General features: G+C 51.2%; 16 protein-coding genes. 5 read left to right on the top strand and 11 right to left on the bottom strand.

What is annotated here, in order from left to right:
* Positions 1–3: 3 nt before the first annotated feature.
* From cdsA to rpsB, 7 genes are all read right to left on the bottom strand, one after another.
* Positions 4–861, bottom strand: a complete 858-nt coding sequence (gene cdsA, locus JFY74_05030; GenBank protein QQG29426.1) for a phosphatidate cytidylyltransferase — start codon at positions 859–861, stop codon at positions 4–6.
* 9 nt (positions 862–870) lie between these two features.
* A complete protein-coding gene (gene ispU, locus JFY74_05025; GenBank protein ID QQG29425.1) occupies positions 871–1,632 on the bottom strand; it encodes a (2E,6E)-farnesyl-diphosphate-specific ditrans,polycis-undecaprenyl-diphosphate synthase in 762 nt (253 codons plus the stop codon).
* Between the two features lie 198 nt (positions 1,633–1,830).
* On the bottom strand, positions 1,831–3,027 hold the full coding sequence (gene ispC, locus JFY74_05020) for a 1-deoxy-D-xylulose-5-phosphate reductoisomerase (protein ID QQG29424.1): 1,197 nt from the start codon (positions 3,025–3,027) through the stop codon (positions 1,831–1,833).
* 140 nt (positions 3,028–3,167) lie between these two features.
* Entirely contained in the window at positions 3,168–3,725 is a 558-nt protein-coding gene (frr, locus tag JFY74_05015) for a ribosome recycling factor (GenBank protein QQG29423.1), read from the bottom strand.
* Between the two features lie 135 nt (positions 3,726–3,860).
* Complete coding sequence (pyrH, locus tag JFY74_05010) at positions 3,861–4,586, bottom strand: UMP kinase (protein QQG29422.1); 726 nt, start codon at positions 4,584–4,586, stop codon at positions 3,861–3,863.
* Between the two features lie 154 nt (positions 4,587–4,740).
* The gene (gene tsf / locus JFY74_05005) at positions 4,741–5,592 is read right to left on the bottom strand and encodes an elongation factor Ts (protein ID QQG29421.1); all 852 of its coding nucleotides are present in this window, start codon (positions 5,590–5,592) and stop codon (positions 4,741–4,743) included.
* Positions 5,593–5,726: 134 nt separating this feature from the next.
* Positions 5,727–6,452, bottom strand: coding sequence for a 30S ribosomal protein S2 (gene rpsB, locus JFY74_05000; GenBank protein ID QQG29420.1), 726 nt, complete (start codon positions 6,450–6,452; stop codon positions 5,727–5,729).
* Positions 6,453–6,796: 344 nt separating this feature from the next.
* Between rpsB and map the strand changes: the two genes are divergently transcribed.
* The 4 genes from map to JFY74_04980 all read left to right on the top strand — a co-directional run bounded on the left by map (position 6,797) and on the right by JFY74_04980 (position 11,820).
* Positions 6,797–7,591 (top strand): type I methionyl aminopeptidase, encoded by a 795-nt coding sequence (gene map / locus JFY74_04995; protein QQG29419.1) that lies wholly within the window; start codon positions 6,797–6,799, stop codon positions 7,589–7,591.
* A 113-nt stretch (positions 7,592–7,704) separates the two neighbouring features.
* Complete coding sequence (gene glnD / locus JFY74_04990) at positions 7,705–10,419, top strand: bifunctional uridylyltransferase/uridylyl-removing protein GlnD (protein ID QQG29418.1); 2,715 nt, start codon at positions 7,705–7,707, stop codon at positions 10,417–10,419.
* Positions 10,420–10,447: 28 nt separating this feature from the next.
* Positions 10,448–11,275: a 2,3,4,5-tetrahydropyridine-2,6-dicarboxylate N-succinyltransferase gene (dapD, locus tag JFY74_04985; GenBank protein QQG29417.1), complete on the top strand. Its 828-nt coding sequence runs from the start codon at positions 10,448–10,450 to the stop codon at positions 11,273–11,275.
* A 155-nt stretch (positions 11,276–11,430) separates the two neighbouring features.
* Positions 11,431–11,820, top strand: a complete 390-nt coding sequence (locus JFY74_04980) for a DUF3461 family protein (GenBank protein QQG29416.1) — start codon at positions 11,431–11,433, stop codon at positions 11,818–11,820.
* Between the two features lie 73 nt (positions 11,821–11,893).
* Here the strand turns inward: JFY74_04980 and JFY74_04975 are convergent, their stop codons facing one another.
* From JFY74_04975 to syd, 4 genes are all read right to left on the bottom strand, one after another.
* Positions 11,894–12,349 carry a flavodoxin gene (locus JFY74_04975; GenBank protein QQG29415.1) on the bottom strand — a complete coding sequence of 152 codons (456 nt, stop codon included), beginning with the start codon at positions 12,347–12,349 and terminating at the stop codon, positions 11,894–11,896.
* A gap of 67 nt (positions 12,350–12,416) precedes the next feature.
* Positions 12,417–13,205, bottom strand: a complete 789-nt coding sequence (gene truC / locus JFY74_04970) for a tRNA pseudouridine(65) synthase TruC (protein QQG29414.1) — start codon at positions 13,203–13,205, stop codon at positions 12,417–12,419.
* Complete coding sequence (locus JFY74_04965) at positions 13,198–13,548, bottom strand: YqcC family protein (GenBank protein ID QQG29413.1); 351 nt, start codon at positions 13,546–13,548, stop codon at positions 13,198–13,200. Before JFY74_04965 ends, truC begins: the two co-directional genes overlap by 8 nt.
* An 840-nt stretch (positions 13,549–14,388) precedes the next feature.
* On the bottom strand, positions 14,389–14,937 hold the full coding sequence (gene syd / locus JFY74_04960; GenBank protein QQG29412.1) for a SecY-interacting protein: 549 nt from the start codon (positions 14,935–14,937) through the stop codon (positions 14,389–14,391).
* Between the two features lie 70 nt (positions 14,938–15,007).
* Between syd and queF the strand changes: the two genes are divergently transcribed.
* Positions 15,008–15,856 (top strand): NADPH-dependent 7-cyano-7-deazaguanine reductase QueF, encoded by an 849-nt coding sequence (queF, locus tag JFY74_04955; GenBank protein QQG29411.1) that lies wholly within the window; start codon positions 15,008–15,010, stop codon positions 15,854–15,856.
* The last annotated feature ends 317 nt before the right edge of the window (positions 15,857–16,173 follow it).

Below are 16,173 nucleotides of genomic sequence, written 5' to 3'. Positions count from 1 at the left end.
ATTCTAAGCCACTTTAAACAGCAGCAGCATCAGGCAAGAGAACACAGGAACCGCAGCCGTCAGGCTGTCGATACGATCGAGCACGCCACCGTGCCCCGGAATCAAATGGCTACTGTCTTTGATGCCCGCCTCGCGTTTGAACATACTTTCCGTCAAATCACCCAACACCGAGGCCAGCGCAGCAGCAATAGAACAAATCAACAACGTTGCTGGCGCTACCGTTAACGGCGCATAAAGGCTAAACAGCACAGAGATAAGCGCCGAGGTTGCCAGACCACCGAGAAAGCCTTCCCAGGTTTTGCCCGGTGAGACTTTTGGCGCGAGTTTACGCTTACCAAACAGTTTACCGAACATGTAGGCACCGCTGTCAGCGCCCCACACTAGCAGCATGACGTACAGCAGCCACCAGGCACCAGCGAATGGATTAATCGCGTAATTATAATGGCGCAACGCGACCATGCCCCAGAAAAACGGCACGATCGTCATAATACCGAACAACAGTCGCAACATACGAGAATGACGCCAAAATGAGGCGGAAATTGGATAGAATAGCACCAACAGCAGCGCGACACCCCACCACACCAGTGATGACCAGAGCGCGATACTGATTTGCGGAATATGGACGGAATAATGGTAGGCCGGGAGTGATAACAGCATCAGCGCCAGCAAGAAACCACACAGGATCGCGAGCCACAGACGTTGACCATAAGAAGCAAACCCCGCAAGTTGACCCCATTCCCATGCCGCCAACATACAAACAGCCAGCGTAACAAGCGCGAATCCCAGAGGAGGCAGCAAGAAAAGTGCTGCAATCACAATTGGGATCAAAATAAAAGCAGTAATCAGGCGATACTTCAGCAAAAGTTCCCCCTAGGATGCATCAGCATCGATAGGTGTTGTTCCCCCGAAGCGGCGCTCGCGTTGTGCAAAAGCATTCAGCGCACCTTCAAAGACTTGTTCATCGAAATCAGGCCAGAGGACATCAGTAAAGTAAAGTTCAGCGTAAGCAATTTGCCACAGAAGAAAATTACTGATGCGGTGTTCCCCACCGGTTCTGATCACCAAATCAACCGGAGCTAGATCGTTCAGACAGATGTACTGACATAATGACGTTTCATTAATGCTATCAGGCAGCAGCATGCCTTCCTGCACCTGCTCTGCAAGTTGTCGTACTCCCTGAATAATATCCCAACGGCCGCCATAATTCGCGGCAATATTCAGTGTGAGTCCCTGATTCTTTTCTGTCAGCACTTCTGAACGACGGATTCGCTCTTGTAAACGAGGACTAAAGCGGCCAGTGTCACCAATCACACGTAAGCGAACATTGTGCTTGTGCAGGCTTTTCACTTCGCTGTCCAATGCCCGAACAAATAGCTCCATGAGTGCGGAAACTTCCTGCGCCGGTCGGTTCCAGTTTTCACTGCTAAATGCGTAAAGCGTCAATGCATCCAGCCCTTGGCTCACTGCAAAACTGACTGAACGTCGCACAGCCTTTACACCAGCCTGATGGCCAAAAATCCGCATTCTCCCCCGGCTTTTCGCCCAGCGACCATTGCCATCCATGATAATGGCAACATGCCGCGGCCCCGCGAATGGCAGATCGTTAGTATTCTTTTGATTATCGGACGGCATAACGCGTACTTATTTCCTCAAGCAAGAAATACAACAGTTCTTCCGTAACATCAGACCCCGTTAGCGCAAAAAAAGCCGTGAACGATCACAGCTTAGATTCACAGTCAATTAAACAAATTTCGCATAATCAACTATTGAGTGGCGCAGACTATACCACCTCCACCGCACATGAACAAATTGTGCCACAGGTCTATCAGGCTATCGCACGTTGTGTGTCAAAGTCTGTACTGCAGCCTGTCTGGCCCAGCGGTCAATGAACAAAACATCATCAACGCTGGCGGGTTCTGGTAATGTAAGCTGTTCAATGACATGCCGATTTACTGTCGCGATATCCGTAAAGCGAATCTGCGACTGTAAAAATGCCGCTACCGCAATTTCATTTGCAGCGTTCAATGCCGTCGTGGCCGACTGACCATGATTACAGGCATCAATTGCCAACTGTAAACAAGGATAGCGCGCATAGTCCGGTGCCAAAAATGTCAGCGCGCCAATTTGGCAAAAATCTAACGCTTTTGCACCCGAGGCCACGCGTTCAGGATAAGCCATCGCATGAGCAATCGGCGTACGCATATCAGGTGACCCCAACTGCGCCAGAACGCTGCCATCACGGTAACGCACCATCGAGTGAATCACCGACTGCGGATGAATAATCACTTCCATCTGTTCGGCAGAAGCATTAAACAGCCAGCGCGCTTCGATATATTCCAGCCCCTTGTTCATCATCGTGGCAGAATCAACCGAAATTTTTCGCCCCATGGACCAGTTTGGGTGCGCACATGCCTGATCTGGAGTCATGTCTGCCAGCATCGACATCGGTGTTTCACGAAATGGCCCACCAGAACCGGTCAGAACAATACGTTCGACACCATGCTGCGACAATGCAGCGTAGCCTAATTGACGCTGAATTTGCTCAGGTAAACTCTGAAAAATCGCATTATGTTCGCTATCAATCGGTAAAAGCTGTGCGCCACTTCGCGCCACAGCGTCCATAAAGAGACGTCCACAGGTAACCAGTGATTCTTTATTCGCTAACAAAACCTGTTTTCCGGCATGGATGGCCGCCAGCGTCGGCAATAGCCCTGCCGCCCCCACAATCGCGGCCATGACCTGATCGACGCCATCCAATGCAGCAAGTTCACACGCGGCCTGTTCTCCCGCCAGCACTTCCGTTTTGCAACCGTATTCCGCCAACTGCTGGCGCAAAGCTGTTGCTGAGGCTTCATCAGCCATTGAGGCATAGGCCGGTTGGAAAGTGAGACACTGCTCCAGCATCAGCTTGACGTTGTACCCGGCGGATAGCGCACGTACAGCAAATTTATCGGGATTGGCTTTAATCACTGCCAGAGAACTGACGCCAATAGAGCCAGTGGAACCAAGAATTGTCAGTTGCTTCATTAAAAATGCTCTGAATAACCGGATTTAATGACAGGAAGGTACACGAATCTGGGACGATTACCATGATATAAAAATAAAGCGCCGCCGAAAAAAGAGGGCAAGCCCATAGATTTCCTGCGACGCAATACTCAACGGGCTGATTAAAACTCCATCAGCTCCGCTTCTTTTTCTGCCAGTGCGACGTCTACTTTCTTGATGAAGTTGTCAGTCAGTTTCTGCACGTCGTCCTGAGCGCGACGTTCTTCATCTTCACTGATCGCTTTATCTTTCAGCAGCGCTTTCAGTTTGTCGTTAGCATCACGGCGCACGTTACGTACGGAGATACGGCCCTGCTCTGCTTCGCCACGAACTACTTTGATCAGGTCTTTACGACGCTCTTCCGTCAGCGGTGGCAGTGGAACACGGATTACGGTGCCAGCAGAAGACGGGTTCAGGCCGAGATCGGAGGCCATGATCGCTTTCTCAACCGCAGGGCCAAGCGAACGATCGAATACCGAAATCGCCAGCGTGCGGGAGTCTTCTACGACAACGTTAGCAACCTGACGCAGTGGCGTTGCGCTGCCATAGTATTCAATATGAATGCCATCGAGAATGCTAGGTGACGCACGGCCGGTACGGATTTTGCTGATCTGGTTTTTAAACGCTTCAACACATTTGTCCATGCGCGTTTCAGCATCTTTTCTGATTTCATTAGTCACGTTGTGAACCCTTGAAAACTGGTTGCCTGGCAGGCCATGTCAGTACATGACCCGGTGAATAATTAATGCCAGCGCGCGGCTGGCGTATAGAGCAATACTGAGAATATATTACCCTATAATCGGGATTAGCCGTTATTACTGACTAATCAACGTCCCTTCTTTTTCACCCATGACAACGCGACGCAGTGCGCCAGGCTTGTTCATGTTGAAAACACGGATTGGTAAATTATGGTCGCGCGCCAGCGTGAACGCGGCAAGATCCATGACTTTCAGCTCACGTTCTAACACGTCTTGATAAGTTAGCGTTTCATACATCGTCGCTGTAGGATCTTTCACTGGATCGGCAGAATAGACGCCATCGACTTTTGTCGCTTTCAATACGACATCCGCTTCAATCTCAATGCCGCGCAGGCAAGCCGCAGAATCTGTGGTGAAGAAAGGGTTGCCTGTTCCAGCGGAGAAAATCACTACGCGGTTATTACGCAGCAGGCTAATCGCTTCTGCCCAGCTGTAATTGTCACAGACGCCATTCAGGGGAATGGCAGACATCAGACGAGCGTTCACATAGGCACGGTGCAACGCATCACGCATTGCCAGACCATTCATGACGGTCGCCAGCATTCCCATGTGGTCGCCCACAACGCGGTTCATACCCGCTTTAGCCAGACCCGCGCCACGAAACAGGTTACCACCGCCGATAACCACACCGACCTGAATGCCTAACTCAACCAGTTCTTTCACTTCCTGAGCCATGCGATCCAGAATGCTCGCATCGATCCCAAAACCTTCAGTTCCCTGTAAAGCTTCGCCACTGAGCTTCAGCAGGATTCGTTGATAGACGGGTTTTGCATTGGTTGCCATGGTGTTCTTATCCTACAGGCTGTCGTCGTATTGGGGGGTTGTAAAAATCAAAACTATTCCACCCGGCCCCTATCTGAATGCAGGAAACCAAGTGAACTAAAACTCTTTGGGCTGGATAAAAAGGAACCGCCAACTGGCGGCTCTTTTTTTGCTATTAAGACTGCTTACTCATTGCTGCAACTTCAGCAGCAAAGTCAGTCTCAACTTTCTCAATACCTTCACCCACTTCGAAACGGATGAAGTTAGTCACGTCAGCGTTGTGCTCTTTCAGCAGTTGACCAACAGACTTGGCTGGATCCATAACGAAAGGCTGACCCGTCAGAGAAACTTCACCGGTGAATTTCTTCATACGGCCTTCAACCATTTTCTCTGCGATTTCTTTCGGCTTGCCAGACTGCATCGCGATTTCCAACTGAACCTGGTACTCTTTCTCTACCACTTCAGCAGACACGTCTTCTGGCTTAACGAATTCAGGCTTGCTTGCTGCAACGTGCATAGCCAGGTGTTTAACCAGCTCTTCGTCAGCGCCTTTAGCGGCAACCAGAACACCGATGCGCGCACCGTGTTGGTAGTTACCCAGAACTTCGCCTTCCAGAGCAGAAACGCGACGAATGTTGATGTTTTCACCAATTTTCGCAACCAGTGCAACACGCTCTTCTTCGAACTGTGCTTTCAACACGTCAACGTCAGTGATTTTGCCTGCAACCGCAGCGTCCAGCACTTTGTCAGCAAATGCCTGGAAACCACCGTCTTTAGCAACGAAGTCGGTCTGGCAGTTAACTTCCAGGATCACAGCGTAGTGACCGTCGATCTTAGTCTTGATCACGCCATCAGCAGCAACATTACCTGCTTTTTTCGCCGCTTTGATCGCGCCGGATTTACGCATGTTTTCGATTGCCAGCTCGATGTCACCGTTAGCTTCAACTAGCGCCTTCTTACATTCCATCATGCCCGCAGCGGTACGCTCACGCAGCTCTTTTACCAGGGATGCGGTAATTTCAGCCATTCTAAAATCCTCGGAAGATTTGTTCTGCCTGGTCGTCACGACCAAACAGCTTTAAAAGTGAAAAAGGGGCCATAAAAAGGCCCCTAACCAAACTAGTACTACCTGGTTAATAAGGGCTCAACGAGCCAGACTTATTATTCAGCTTCTACTAAGCCTTCTTCTGCCTGCACAGCCAGATCTTGAGAACGGCCTTCGCGGACAGCAGTAGCAACAGCGCTCAGGTACAGGTTAACTGCACGGATTGCGTCATCGTTACCAGGGATGATGTAGTCAACGCCATCTGGATCGGAGTTGGTATCAACCACTGAGAATACCGGAATACCCAGGTTGTTAGCTTCTTTGATTGCGATGTGCTCGTGATCGGCGTCGATAACGAACAGCGCGTCTGGCAGACCGCCCATATCTTTGATACCGCCCAGGCTGTTTTCCAGCTTGTCCAGTTCACGAGTGCGCATCAGCGCCTCTTTTTTGGTCAGCTTGTCGAACGTGCCGTCTTGAGATTGGGTTTCCAGATCTTTCAAACGTTTGATGGACTGACGAACGGTTTTCCAGTTAGTCAGCATACCGCCCAACCAACGATGGTTCACGTAGAACTGATCGCAGTTGTTGGCCGCATCTTTTACCGCTTCGCTTGCTGCGCGCTTGGTACCAACGAACAGAATTTTGCCTTTGCGAGAAGCAATTTTGCCCAGCTCAGCCAAAGCGTCGTTGAACATTGGTACAGTTTTTTCAAGGTTGATGATGTGAACTTTGTTACGTGCACCGAAAATGAATGGCTTCATTTTCGGGTTCCAGTAACGGGTCTGGTGACCAAAGTGTACGCCAGCCTTGAGCATATCGCGCATGGAAACAGTTGCCATGATTACCTCTATTAATTAAGTATGGGGTTATGCCTCCACATGTCCCATTGCGCCGACCCCATCCGGTGAAACACCTCAGGAGCACCCCGGCGAACGTGCCGACATGTGTGTGTTATTTACACAAAGTGAGTTTAGTCGATGTCGTTGAATATCGTATAACCGATATCCAGCCGGATCATCGGCGCGCTTTATACCATAAATCCCCCAGCGACACCAACATTTGTTATTCAATCGTCCACAAATCAGAATGATAGTTTGGCAAGCCAACGGCATGGCTGGTAACATAAGTTATTAGTTATCGCTCTTAATTTTTGTGCTTAACAGGCACCTGCGGACAATCATCAATGGCAATTTCAATTAAAACTCCTGAAGACATCGAAAAAATGCGCGTAGCTGGCCGTCTGGCTGCCGAAGTCCTGGAAATCATCGAACCCCACGTGGTACCGGGCGTGAGCACTGCCGAATTAGACAGAATCTGTCACGATCACATCACCAACAAGCAGCAGGCCATTTCTGCTTGTCTGGGCTACCACGGCTTCCCGAAATCCGTCTGCATCTCCATCAATGAAGTGGTGTGCCACGGCATTCCTAGCGAAGAACGCATTTTGAAAGACGGCGATATCGTCAATATCGACGTCACCGTAATCAAAGACGACTTCCACGGCGATACGTCAAAAATGTTTATCGTCGGCAAACCCACCATTTTGGGTGAGCGCCTCTGCCGCATCACGCAGGAAAGCCTTTATCTGGCGCTGAAAATGGTTAAGCCGGGCATTCGCCTGCGTACGTTGGGCAAAGCGATCCAGCAGTTTGCTGAAGGGAATAACTTCTCAGTGGTGCGTGAATATTGTGGTCACGGCATCGGCAAGGGCTTCCACGAAGAGCCACAGGTTCTGCACTACGATGCTGACGACGGTGGCGTGGTGCTACAGGCGGGAATGGCATTTACGATCGAGCCTATGCTCAATGCTGGTGATTACCGTATTCGTACGATGAAAGACGGCTGGACGGTAAAAACCAAAGATCGCAGCTTGTCGGCACAGTACGAGCATACTATTGTGGTAACCGATAACGGCTGCGAAATAATGACGTTGCGAAAGGATGACACAATCCCCAACATCATCACGCATGAACAGTAAACACGAAGCCGGCAGACGCCGGCTTTTTTTATGGCGTGCAGAAAGCACGCCCCCTACGGGCCGTCGCAAGCGACGTTGAAAAACGCGCTCTGCGTTTTTTTATGGGCTGCGCTATGACAGATAACCACTTTTCGCCAGACAGTACGCCACCTGACGCGTCCTCATCAAACAGCCCTACAGATCCCATTGCACCCGCGCAGTTGCCCGCGTCACCGCTGACCTACGCGGATGACATGCTGAATTGCCAAGTGCTAAAACAGCAGTTGGAGTTATTCCAGCTTTGGCTCGGTTCAGAATTCCGTTCCGGTGTCAGCGCAGAAAAGCTGATTGATGCCAGAACCTTGTTTATCGATCGTCTGTTGCAGCGGCTGTGGTATTTCTACGGTTTTGAAAATATTGCCCAAACGGCACTGGTCGCCGTAGGCGGATATGGCCGTGGTGAACTACACCCACTTTCCGATATCGACGTGCTAGTCTTAAGCCAGACGACGCTGAGTGAGGAACATTCCCTGCACGTCGGCCAATTCATCACCCTGCTATGGGATCTGAAACTGGAAGTCGGCCATAGCGTCAGAACGCTAAAAGAGTGCCTACAGGAAGGACACGCCGATATTTCCGTCGCAACCAATCTGATCGAATCGCGCATGATATGCGGCGACGTCGCTCTGTTTCTCACGCTGCAAAAGCACGTATTCAGTGATGAATTTTGGCCATCCTCCACTTTTTTTCCGGCCAAAATCGCCGAACAGCAGGAACGCCATCAACGCTATCACAGCACCAGCTATAATCTGGAGCCTGATATCAAGAGCAGCCCAGGTGGACTACGTGATATTCACACGCTGCTGTGGGTTGCAAGACGTCACTTCGGCGCGACCTCGCTCAACGAAATGGTGGGTTTCGGCTTTCTAACCGAAGCGGAGCGTAAAGAGCTGAACGAATGCCAAAGCTTTTTGTGGCGCATCCGCTTCGCCCTGCATTTGATCCTGCCACGTTACGACAACCGACTTCTGTTCGACAGGCAGTTGAACGTCGCACAGCTGCTGCAATATCAGGGCGAAGGCAACACGCCAGTCGAGCGCATGATGAAGGATTTCTACCGTATGACGCGTCGCGTCAGCGAGTTGAACCAGATGCTGTTGCAGCTCTTTGACGAAGCGATTCTCGCGTTGGATGCGAGTGAAAAGCCTCGTCCGATTGACGATGAGTTTCAGCTACGCGGCAATCTGCTAGATCTGCGCGATGAAAACCTGTTTATCAAAAAGCCGGAAGCCATCATGCGTATGTTCTACCTGATGGTCCGCAACCGCGATATCAGCGGCATTTACTCCACCACGTTGCGCCAGCTGCGCCATGCTCGTCGCCATCTCGCCAGCCCGCTTTGCACCATCCCAGAAGCGCGCCAGCTGTTCATGAATATTCTGCGCCATCCGCATGCGGTAAGTCGTGCGCTGTTGCCAATGCATCGCCACAGCGTGCTGTGGGCGTATATGCCGCTGTGGGGAAACATCGTCGGTCAGATGCAGTTCGATCTGTTTCACGCCTATACGGTGGATGAGCACACGATCCGCGTTCTGCTCAAGCTGGAAAGCTTCGCAGACGAGGATACGCGACCACAGCATCCGCTGTGCGTAGAGCTCTACCCTCGCCTGCCCCAGCCCGAATTATTGCTACTGGCTGCGTTGTTCCACGATATCGCGAAAGGCCGCGGGGGCGATCACTCTGAGCTGGGCGCGCAGGATGTGCTGGAGTTTGCCACATTGCACGGGCTGAACTCGCGCGAAGCGCAGTTGGTTTCCTGGCTGGTGCGCTGCCACTTGCTGATGTCCGTCACCGCACAGCGTCGTGACATTCAGGATCCCACCGTCATTCAGCAATTTGCTACAGAAGTGCAAAGCGAAACCCGTCTGCGCTATCTGGTCAGCCTGACAGTTGCGGATATCTGTGCCACCAATGAAACGCTGTGGAACAGTTGGAAACAGAGCCTGTTGCGTGAGCTCTATTTCGCTACCGAGAAGCAGCTGCGCCGCGGAATGCAAAATACCCCAGATTTACGCGAACGTGTCCGCCACCATCGGTTGCAGGCGCTGGCGCTACTGCGCATGGACAATATTGACGAAGAAGCGCTGCACCATATCTGGAGCCGCTGTCGAGCCGATTATTTCCTGCGCCACTCGCCAAACCAGCTAGCCTGGCACGCACGTCATCTGCTGGAGCACGACGTCAACAAACCGCTAGTGTTGATCAGTCATCAAGCCAGCCGTGGCGGTACAGAGATTTTTATCTGGAGCCCAGACAGGCCTTATCTTTTCGCGGCGGTTGCCGGTGAGTTAGATCGACGCAACCTCAGCGTGCACGATGCGCAGATTTTTACCAGCCGCGACGGCATGGCGATGGATACGTTCATCGTGCTGGAACCGGACGGCAGCCCACTGGCGCAGGATCGGCATGAAATGATACGCCACGCACTGGAACAGGCGCTGACACATCGGCACTATCAACACCCGCGCGTGCGCCGACCATCGCCCAAGCTACGCCATTTCAGCGTGCCAACCGAAGTTAACTTTCTGCCGACACATACGGACAGACGTAGCTACATGGAGCTCAGCGCACTCGATCAACCTGGGCTGCTGGCACGTATCGGTGAAATTTTTGCCGATCTCAACCTGTCGCTGCACGGCGCACGCATTTCCACAATCGGCGAGCGGGTAGAGGATCTTTTCATTCTGGCCGATAGCGACAGACGGGCATTAAAGCCAGATTTACGCCTTAAATTGCAAGAACGGTTGACAGAAGCCCTTAACCCAAACGATAAAGTACCATTGAGTTAATTTTTACAATCAGGAAAGAGAAATCAGGATGCACCAACAATTACAGAACATCATTGAGACGGCTTTCGAGCGCCGCGCTGAAATCACTCCGGCAAACGCAGACACCGTCACGCGTGAAGCCGTCACTCAGGCTATCAACCTGCTGGATAGCGGCGCCCTGCGCGTTGCAGAGAAAATCGACGGCCAATGGGTTACCCACCAGTGGTTGAAGAAAGCCGTGCTGCTCTCTTTCCGTATTAACGATAACCAACTTATCGAAGGCGGAGAAACACGCTTTTTCGACAAAGTACCCATGAAATTCGCTGACTATGATGAAGCGCGTTTCCAGCGTGAAGGCGTGCGCGTAGCACCGCCGGCCAGCGTGCGTCGCGGTGCCTATATCGCACGTAACACCGTGCTGATGCCGTCTTACGTCAACATCGGTGCTTACGTCGATGAAGGCACCATGGTCGATACGTGGGTAACCGTAGGTTCTTGTGCTCAGATCGGTAAAAACGTTCACCTGTCCGGCGGCGTCGGCATCGGTGGTGTTCTGGAGCCTTTACAGGCTAACCCTACCATCATCGAAGATAACTGCTTCATCGGTGCGCGTTCTGAAGTTGTGGAAGGCGTTGTCGTTGAGGAAGGTTCCGTCATCTCCATGGGCGTGTTCATCAGCCAAAGCACCCGTATTTACGATCGTGAAACTGGTGAAATTCACTATGGCCGCGTCCCGGCTGGCTCCGTTGTGGTTTCCGGCAACCTGCCGTCCAAAGATGGCAGCCACAGCCTGTACTGCGCAATCATTGTGAAGAAAGTGGATGCGAAAACCCGCGCGAAAGTGGGAATCAATGAGTTATTACGCTCCATCGACTAAACTAGAAACGGCGGGTTAATCACCCGCCGTTTTTTTATGCTCGAACGATAAGTTATTTATATGTTCCCTAAATACTTCGGTATGGCGGGTATAAACAGCGTAGGTTCTCGCTGGCATGATAATCAGGACTATCTAAAAACCGAGAAGGTGACGCTATGTATGACAATCTAAAAAGCCTGGGCATTACCAATCCCGATGATATCGATCGCTATAGCCTGCGTCAGGAAGCGAACAACGACATCCTGAAGATCTACTTCCGTAAAGATAAGGGCGAATTTTTCGCTAAAAGCGTGAAGTTCAAGTATCCGCGCCAGCGCAAAACCGTCGTGGCAGACAACTCAGGACAGGGCTACAAAGAGATCAACGAGATCAGCCCAAATCTGCGCTATGTGATTGATGAATTAGACAAGATCTGTCAGCAGGAACAGGTTGAAGTCGATCTGAAGCGCAAAATTCTTGACGATCTGCGTCATCTGGAAAGCGTGGTTTCCAACAAAATTACCGAAATCGAAGCGGATTTAGAGAAGCTGACCAAGAATCGCTAAACGCGATTATCTCAACAGGCCGCAAACGAAAACGGGAGCACGACAGGCTCCCGTTTGTCATTTCAGCACGGCATCACTGCGCATCAACCAAATCAGCCCATGCTTCAACCCACGGGCATGAAATCACTTCTGGCTCTGGATGCTCGACGGCATCAACGTCCAAAACATCACCCAGACGCTTAGCACCGATTTCCTGCAATAAGGCATCGAACAGATGACCGCCCGCGCAGAAGTTCGGATAACTGCTGTCACCCAGCGCAATCACGCCATAGCGCAGCGCGGGCTGGTAACCACCGTTTTCACGCAGTGCGGCGTAAAGCGGAACAATAGAATCAGGCAACTGGCCTTGTCCCGTCGTCGACGTGACAACTAAAACCGTCTGCTCGCGGTAGTCCAGCCAGGATTCCAGTGTCGCGTCTTCAAAGACCTTAACCTCGTGGCCACGATCCTTGAGGATATTTTCGGCTTCTTCGGCCACCAGCAATGCATTCCCGTAGACTGTACCAACAAAAATACCAATCTGCGCCATGCTTCTGACTCCCTTTTTAATTCGATATGTTTGATATAAAAGTAATACGGCAGTAATAAGACAGAGATTACTGCTCGACGAAATGCTCGCTATCCTGACCTGAGTCGGCAGGAAACTCAACCCCTTCAAACTCAGGGAGAATCCCCTTCCAGCCAAACTGTGTCATCACGCCCTGCCACGGCGCATCCCAACGCGCCTGCAACGTCAATGGCTGCCCGCTCACAGGATGATTCAGTTGCAACTCGCTGGCATGCAGCATGAGTCTGCCGCAGGAGAAGTGCGATTCCATGCCGCGATTGTGTCGCAGGTCGCCGTGCGCGGTATCGCCAATAATCGGATGGTGGATATGTGACATATGGCGGCGGAGTTGGTGCTTGCGCCCGGTCTGTGGCTTCAGCTCCATCAGACTGTAGCGGGCTGTGGGGTAACGGCCGATGGCGACCGGCATCTCGACCTGCGCCAAAGAACGGTAATGCGTGACGGCAGGCTGCGGCGCCTTATCAGGATTGGTAAACTTGTCGGCGATCTTGTCCAATTCTTCGGTGAGCGCATAGTCGATCACGCCATCATCCAGCACATAGCCTCGTACAACGGCATGATACATTTTCTGCATCTGGTGCGATTCAAACTGCTGGGATAACGTACGCGCCACCTCGCTGGACAGCGCGAGCAGTAACACGCCGGATGTCGGCCTGTCGAGGCGATGAACGGTATACACGTGCTGGCCGATCTGATCGCGCACGGTCTGCATCACCACGACTTTTTCTTTGCGATCCAGCCAGCTACGATGGACTAACCAGCCGCTGGGTTTATTGACGGCAACCAGATGCTCATCCTGATAAATAATCTCAAGCATCGTGCACTGCGCCATCCTGTACATCGGGGGTGAATAGCTCATCGAGCTGCTTGATACGCAACAAAACCGCCGCGGTCTCTTCTGGCGACCCTTCCAGCGCTTCTTCAAAATAAGGCAGTAAAACCAGCTCCGCGGGCAGTGCCAGCTCGCTGTCCAATAAGGCATGCATACGTGGCAAAAAGACCCACTGCAACCACTCTTCGGGTTTCATGGTATCGAGGCTGAAAGGCTCCGTGCTGTTAAACGCCTCCTCTTCCGGCGGGACAACCTGCCAGAAAGGGCTTTCCCTCAATGCGCGCTCAATATCGAATAATGACTGACGAACCTGGTTCTCTCTGCTCATGCGGTTTCTCGCCCTTGACGCCAACAGTAATGGCGGCAAAGCATAGCACTGATATCAACCTGACCCAATCGTCGTATTTGGGTCATGCAGTATCGGCAATAGCACCAGTTTCAAACCTTTACAGGCAAAAAATTGGGGGTACTGATTGCTCAGTACCCCCGGTTCGTTTTATAGCTATCCCGCTACACATTTGCATCCCTGCTCATCCGTGAAAACTTTTCCTTTTTGGTCGTCCTAACCCACAATCCTTGCTGGCGTCCCACTTTCTTCCTGACGTTTCCATCCTGTATCTTCCGTGATTCAATCCCTTTAGGCTCCTGCCCCACCGATATTCCTAATCGGCTCTCGGTCTCCTTCCTGGAGGTGTCCCTGATTTCATCCTGAAATCATGTTTCTTCCTGAAAACCGTTCTTCTTCCTGAAAACTGTTTATCTTCCTGAAAACAACGCTTCTTCCTGAAACGACTGTTTCTTCCTAAAACAGTGTTTATCCTTAAAACAGCGTTTCTTCCTAAAACAATGCCTCTTCCTGAAACAATGTTTCTTCCTGAAAACAACCCGAGTGCAGTAACGTTATTTTGTTACCTATAGTAACGGTTACACACACTGTAACCGGTTACTAACTTAAGTAATAAGATGTATTAATTGTCAGCTTTCAGCAAGGGGTAATTGACAGTGTTTCTCAACACCCCATCAGTGACACTGCGGATTTTTATTATAATTAACTAATTAATAATGAAAAAATTAAAATGAAACATATTTTCAACATTAAAGATAAGACATTTCTTACAGAGAATGTAAGAGATCTCTCACAAAGCCGAAAGTGAAATTCGATTAACCATTAGACCGCTAATGGATTAAGGCCAGAAAGAAACACCGCCAGCGTTGGCGCTAAGGTCTGACGCTTTTTCGTGCCGAATTCTTCCAGGATGATTTCCCCGGAAATATTACACAGCGACACCATGGTCAGCTCTGAATCAGTCGTTGCTAAAAACAGCGTCGGCGTGAGTTTAAGGCGCTTCTGCGTTAATAAATGGCCAATCAGATTCTCCTGCATCCGGGTGAAATCCTCTTCGCTCCATACCTGCAACAGCTGGCACGATAGCGAATCAAACTGCGCCGCCATATCCCCGGCATACTGCGCGGTGTAAAAAGCATGAATATCAGGATGCAGGCTGATTTCCAGCGCACGTTCCACACCATCCAATGCGGCTGAAGGAACAAAAGGCTGTGGCAACCAGTGAACCGTATCGTCATGATTTTCGACAATACACGGGGAAGGTATGCCGTAAAGTGCTTCACTGGCAGGCAAATGCCCCTTTTCCTGCTGCCAACAGGCAACATAGCGCTGGGTAAACGCCGCCAGTGCTGAAACAACCTCATGTTCCATAATTTTTCTCATCACTCTTTTAGTCAGGTTACACTATTCGCCATCACGCTTATCACATCAAGGTAACAGCATGTCCGTCTATGACAAGCATCAGGCCCTGAGCGGGCTGACACTGGGCAAACCCACTCCCTATCATGACCGCTATGATGCCGCACTTCTGCAACCCGTGCCACGTAGCCTGAACCGCGATCCACTCGGCATTTACCCTGACAGCCTGCCGTTTCATGGCGCGGATATCTGGACGCTCTATGAGCTTTCCTGGCTGAACAATCGCGGCGTGCCTCAGGTGGCCGTGGGTGAAATGCATCTCAATGCGGAAAGCCTGAATCTGATTGAATCAAAAAGTTTTAAGCTGTATCTGAACAGCTTTAATCAGACGGCATTCGACAGTTGGGAAAGCGTACGCGCAACGTTAGCCAAGGATCTGGCGCATTGCGCACAGGGAGATGTCAGCATCACGCTTTTCAAACTCAGCGAGCTTGAAGGCCAACCGATAGCAGGATTCACAGGCAAGTGCATCGACGATCAGGACATTCAGATCGACAGCTACGACTTCAGCGCCGACTATCTGGCGACCAACGAACAGGACGCGCCAATCGTTGAAGAAACGCTGGTCAGCCACCTGCTGAAATCCAACTGTTTGATCACCCATCAGCCCGACTGGGGCTCGGTACAGATTCACTACCGCGGCAAGCGCATCAACCGTGAAGCGCTGCTGCGCTACATTGTCTCGTTTCGTCATCATAACGAATTTCACGAACAGTGTGTGGAACGAATTTTTAACGACATCATGCGCTACTACCAGCCGGAAAAACTTAGCGTGTATGCCCGCTATACCCGACGCGGCGGGCTGGACATCAATCCGTGGCGCAGTAACACCGCGTTTAACGCGCCAAATGGACGCCTGCCGCGCCAGTAACTGGCCGATGAGTCGCAGGCTTGCACGGATATATGCGTGGCGTCACGCAAGTTAGGCCGATGCCTGCCGCCAACATTGGAAAAAATGATGGCAGCGCGTTAAGGTGGTGTGCCAGACAACAAAAGATCCATAACGTCTGAACGGTGCTCAAGTAGGTTTCATTTAGGCTCGCGGTATTTAACGCATGCGCGTTCCGCGTGGTGTCTTAAATGAATGACATTCGTGCCGTGCTGCTGAACGTCGAGCGTGTAACAACGGAACGTGCTCTCGGCAGCCAGCATGGCATCGCGAATTATATTGCGTTTCAAGGAGCAAAA

The organism is Pectobacterium carotovorum, assembly GCA_016415585.1.
In the GTDB taxonomy this organism is placed as follows: Bacteria; Pseudomonadota; Gammaproteobacteria; order Enterobacterales; family Enterobacteriaceae; genus Pectobacterium; species Pectobacterium carotovorum_K.
Note: the sequence above shows the minus strand (reverse complement) of the source record. Positions and strands in the feature narration are given on the sequence as shown.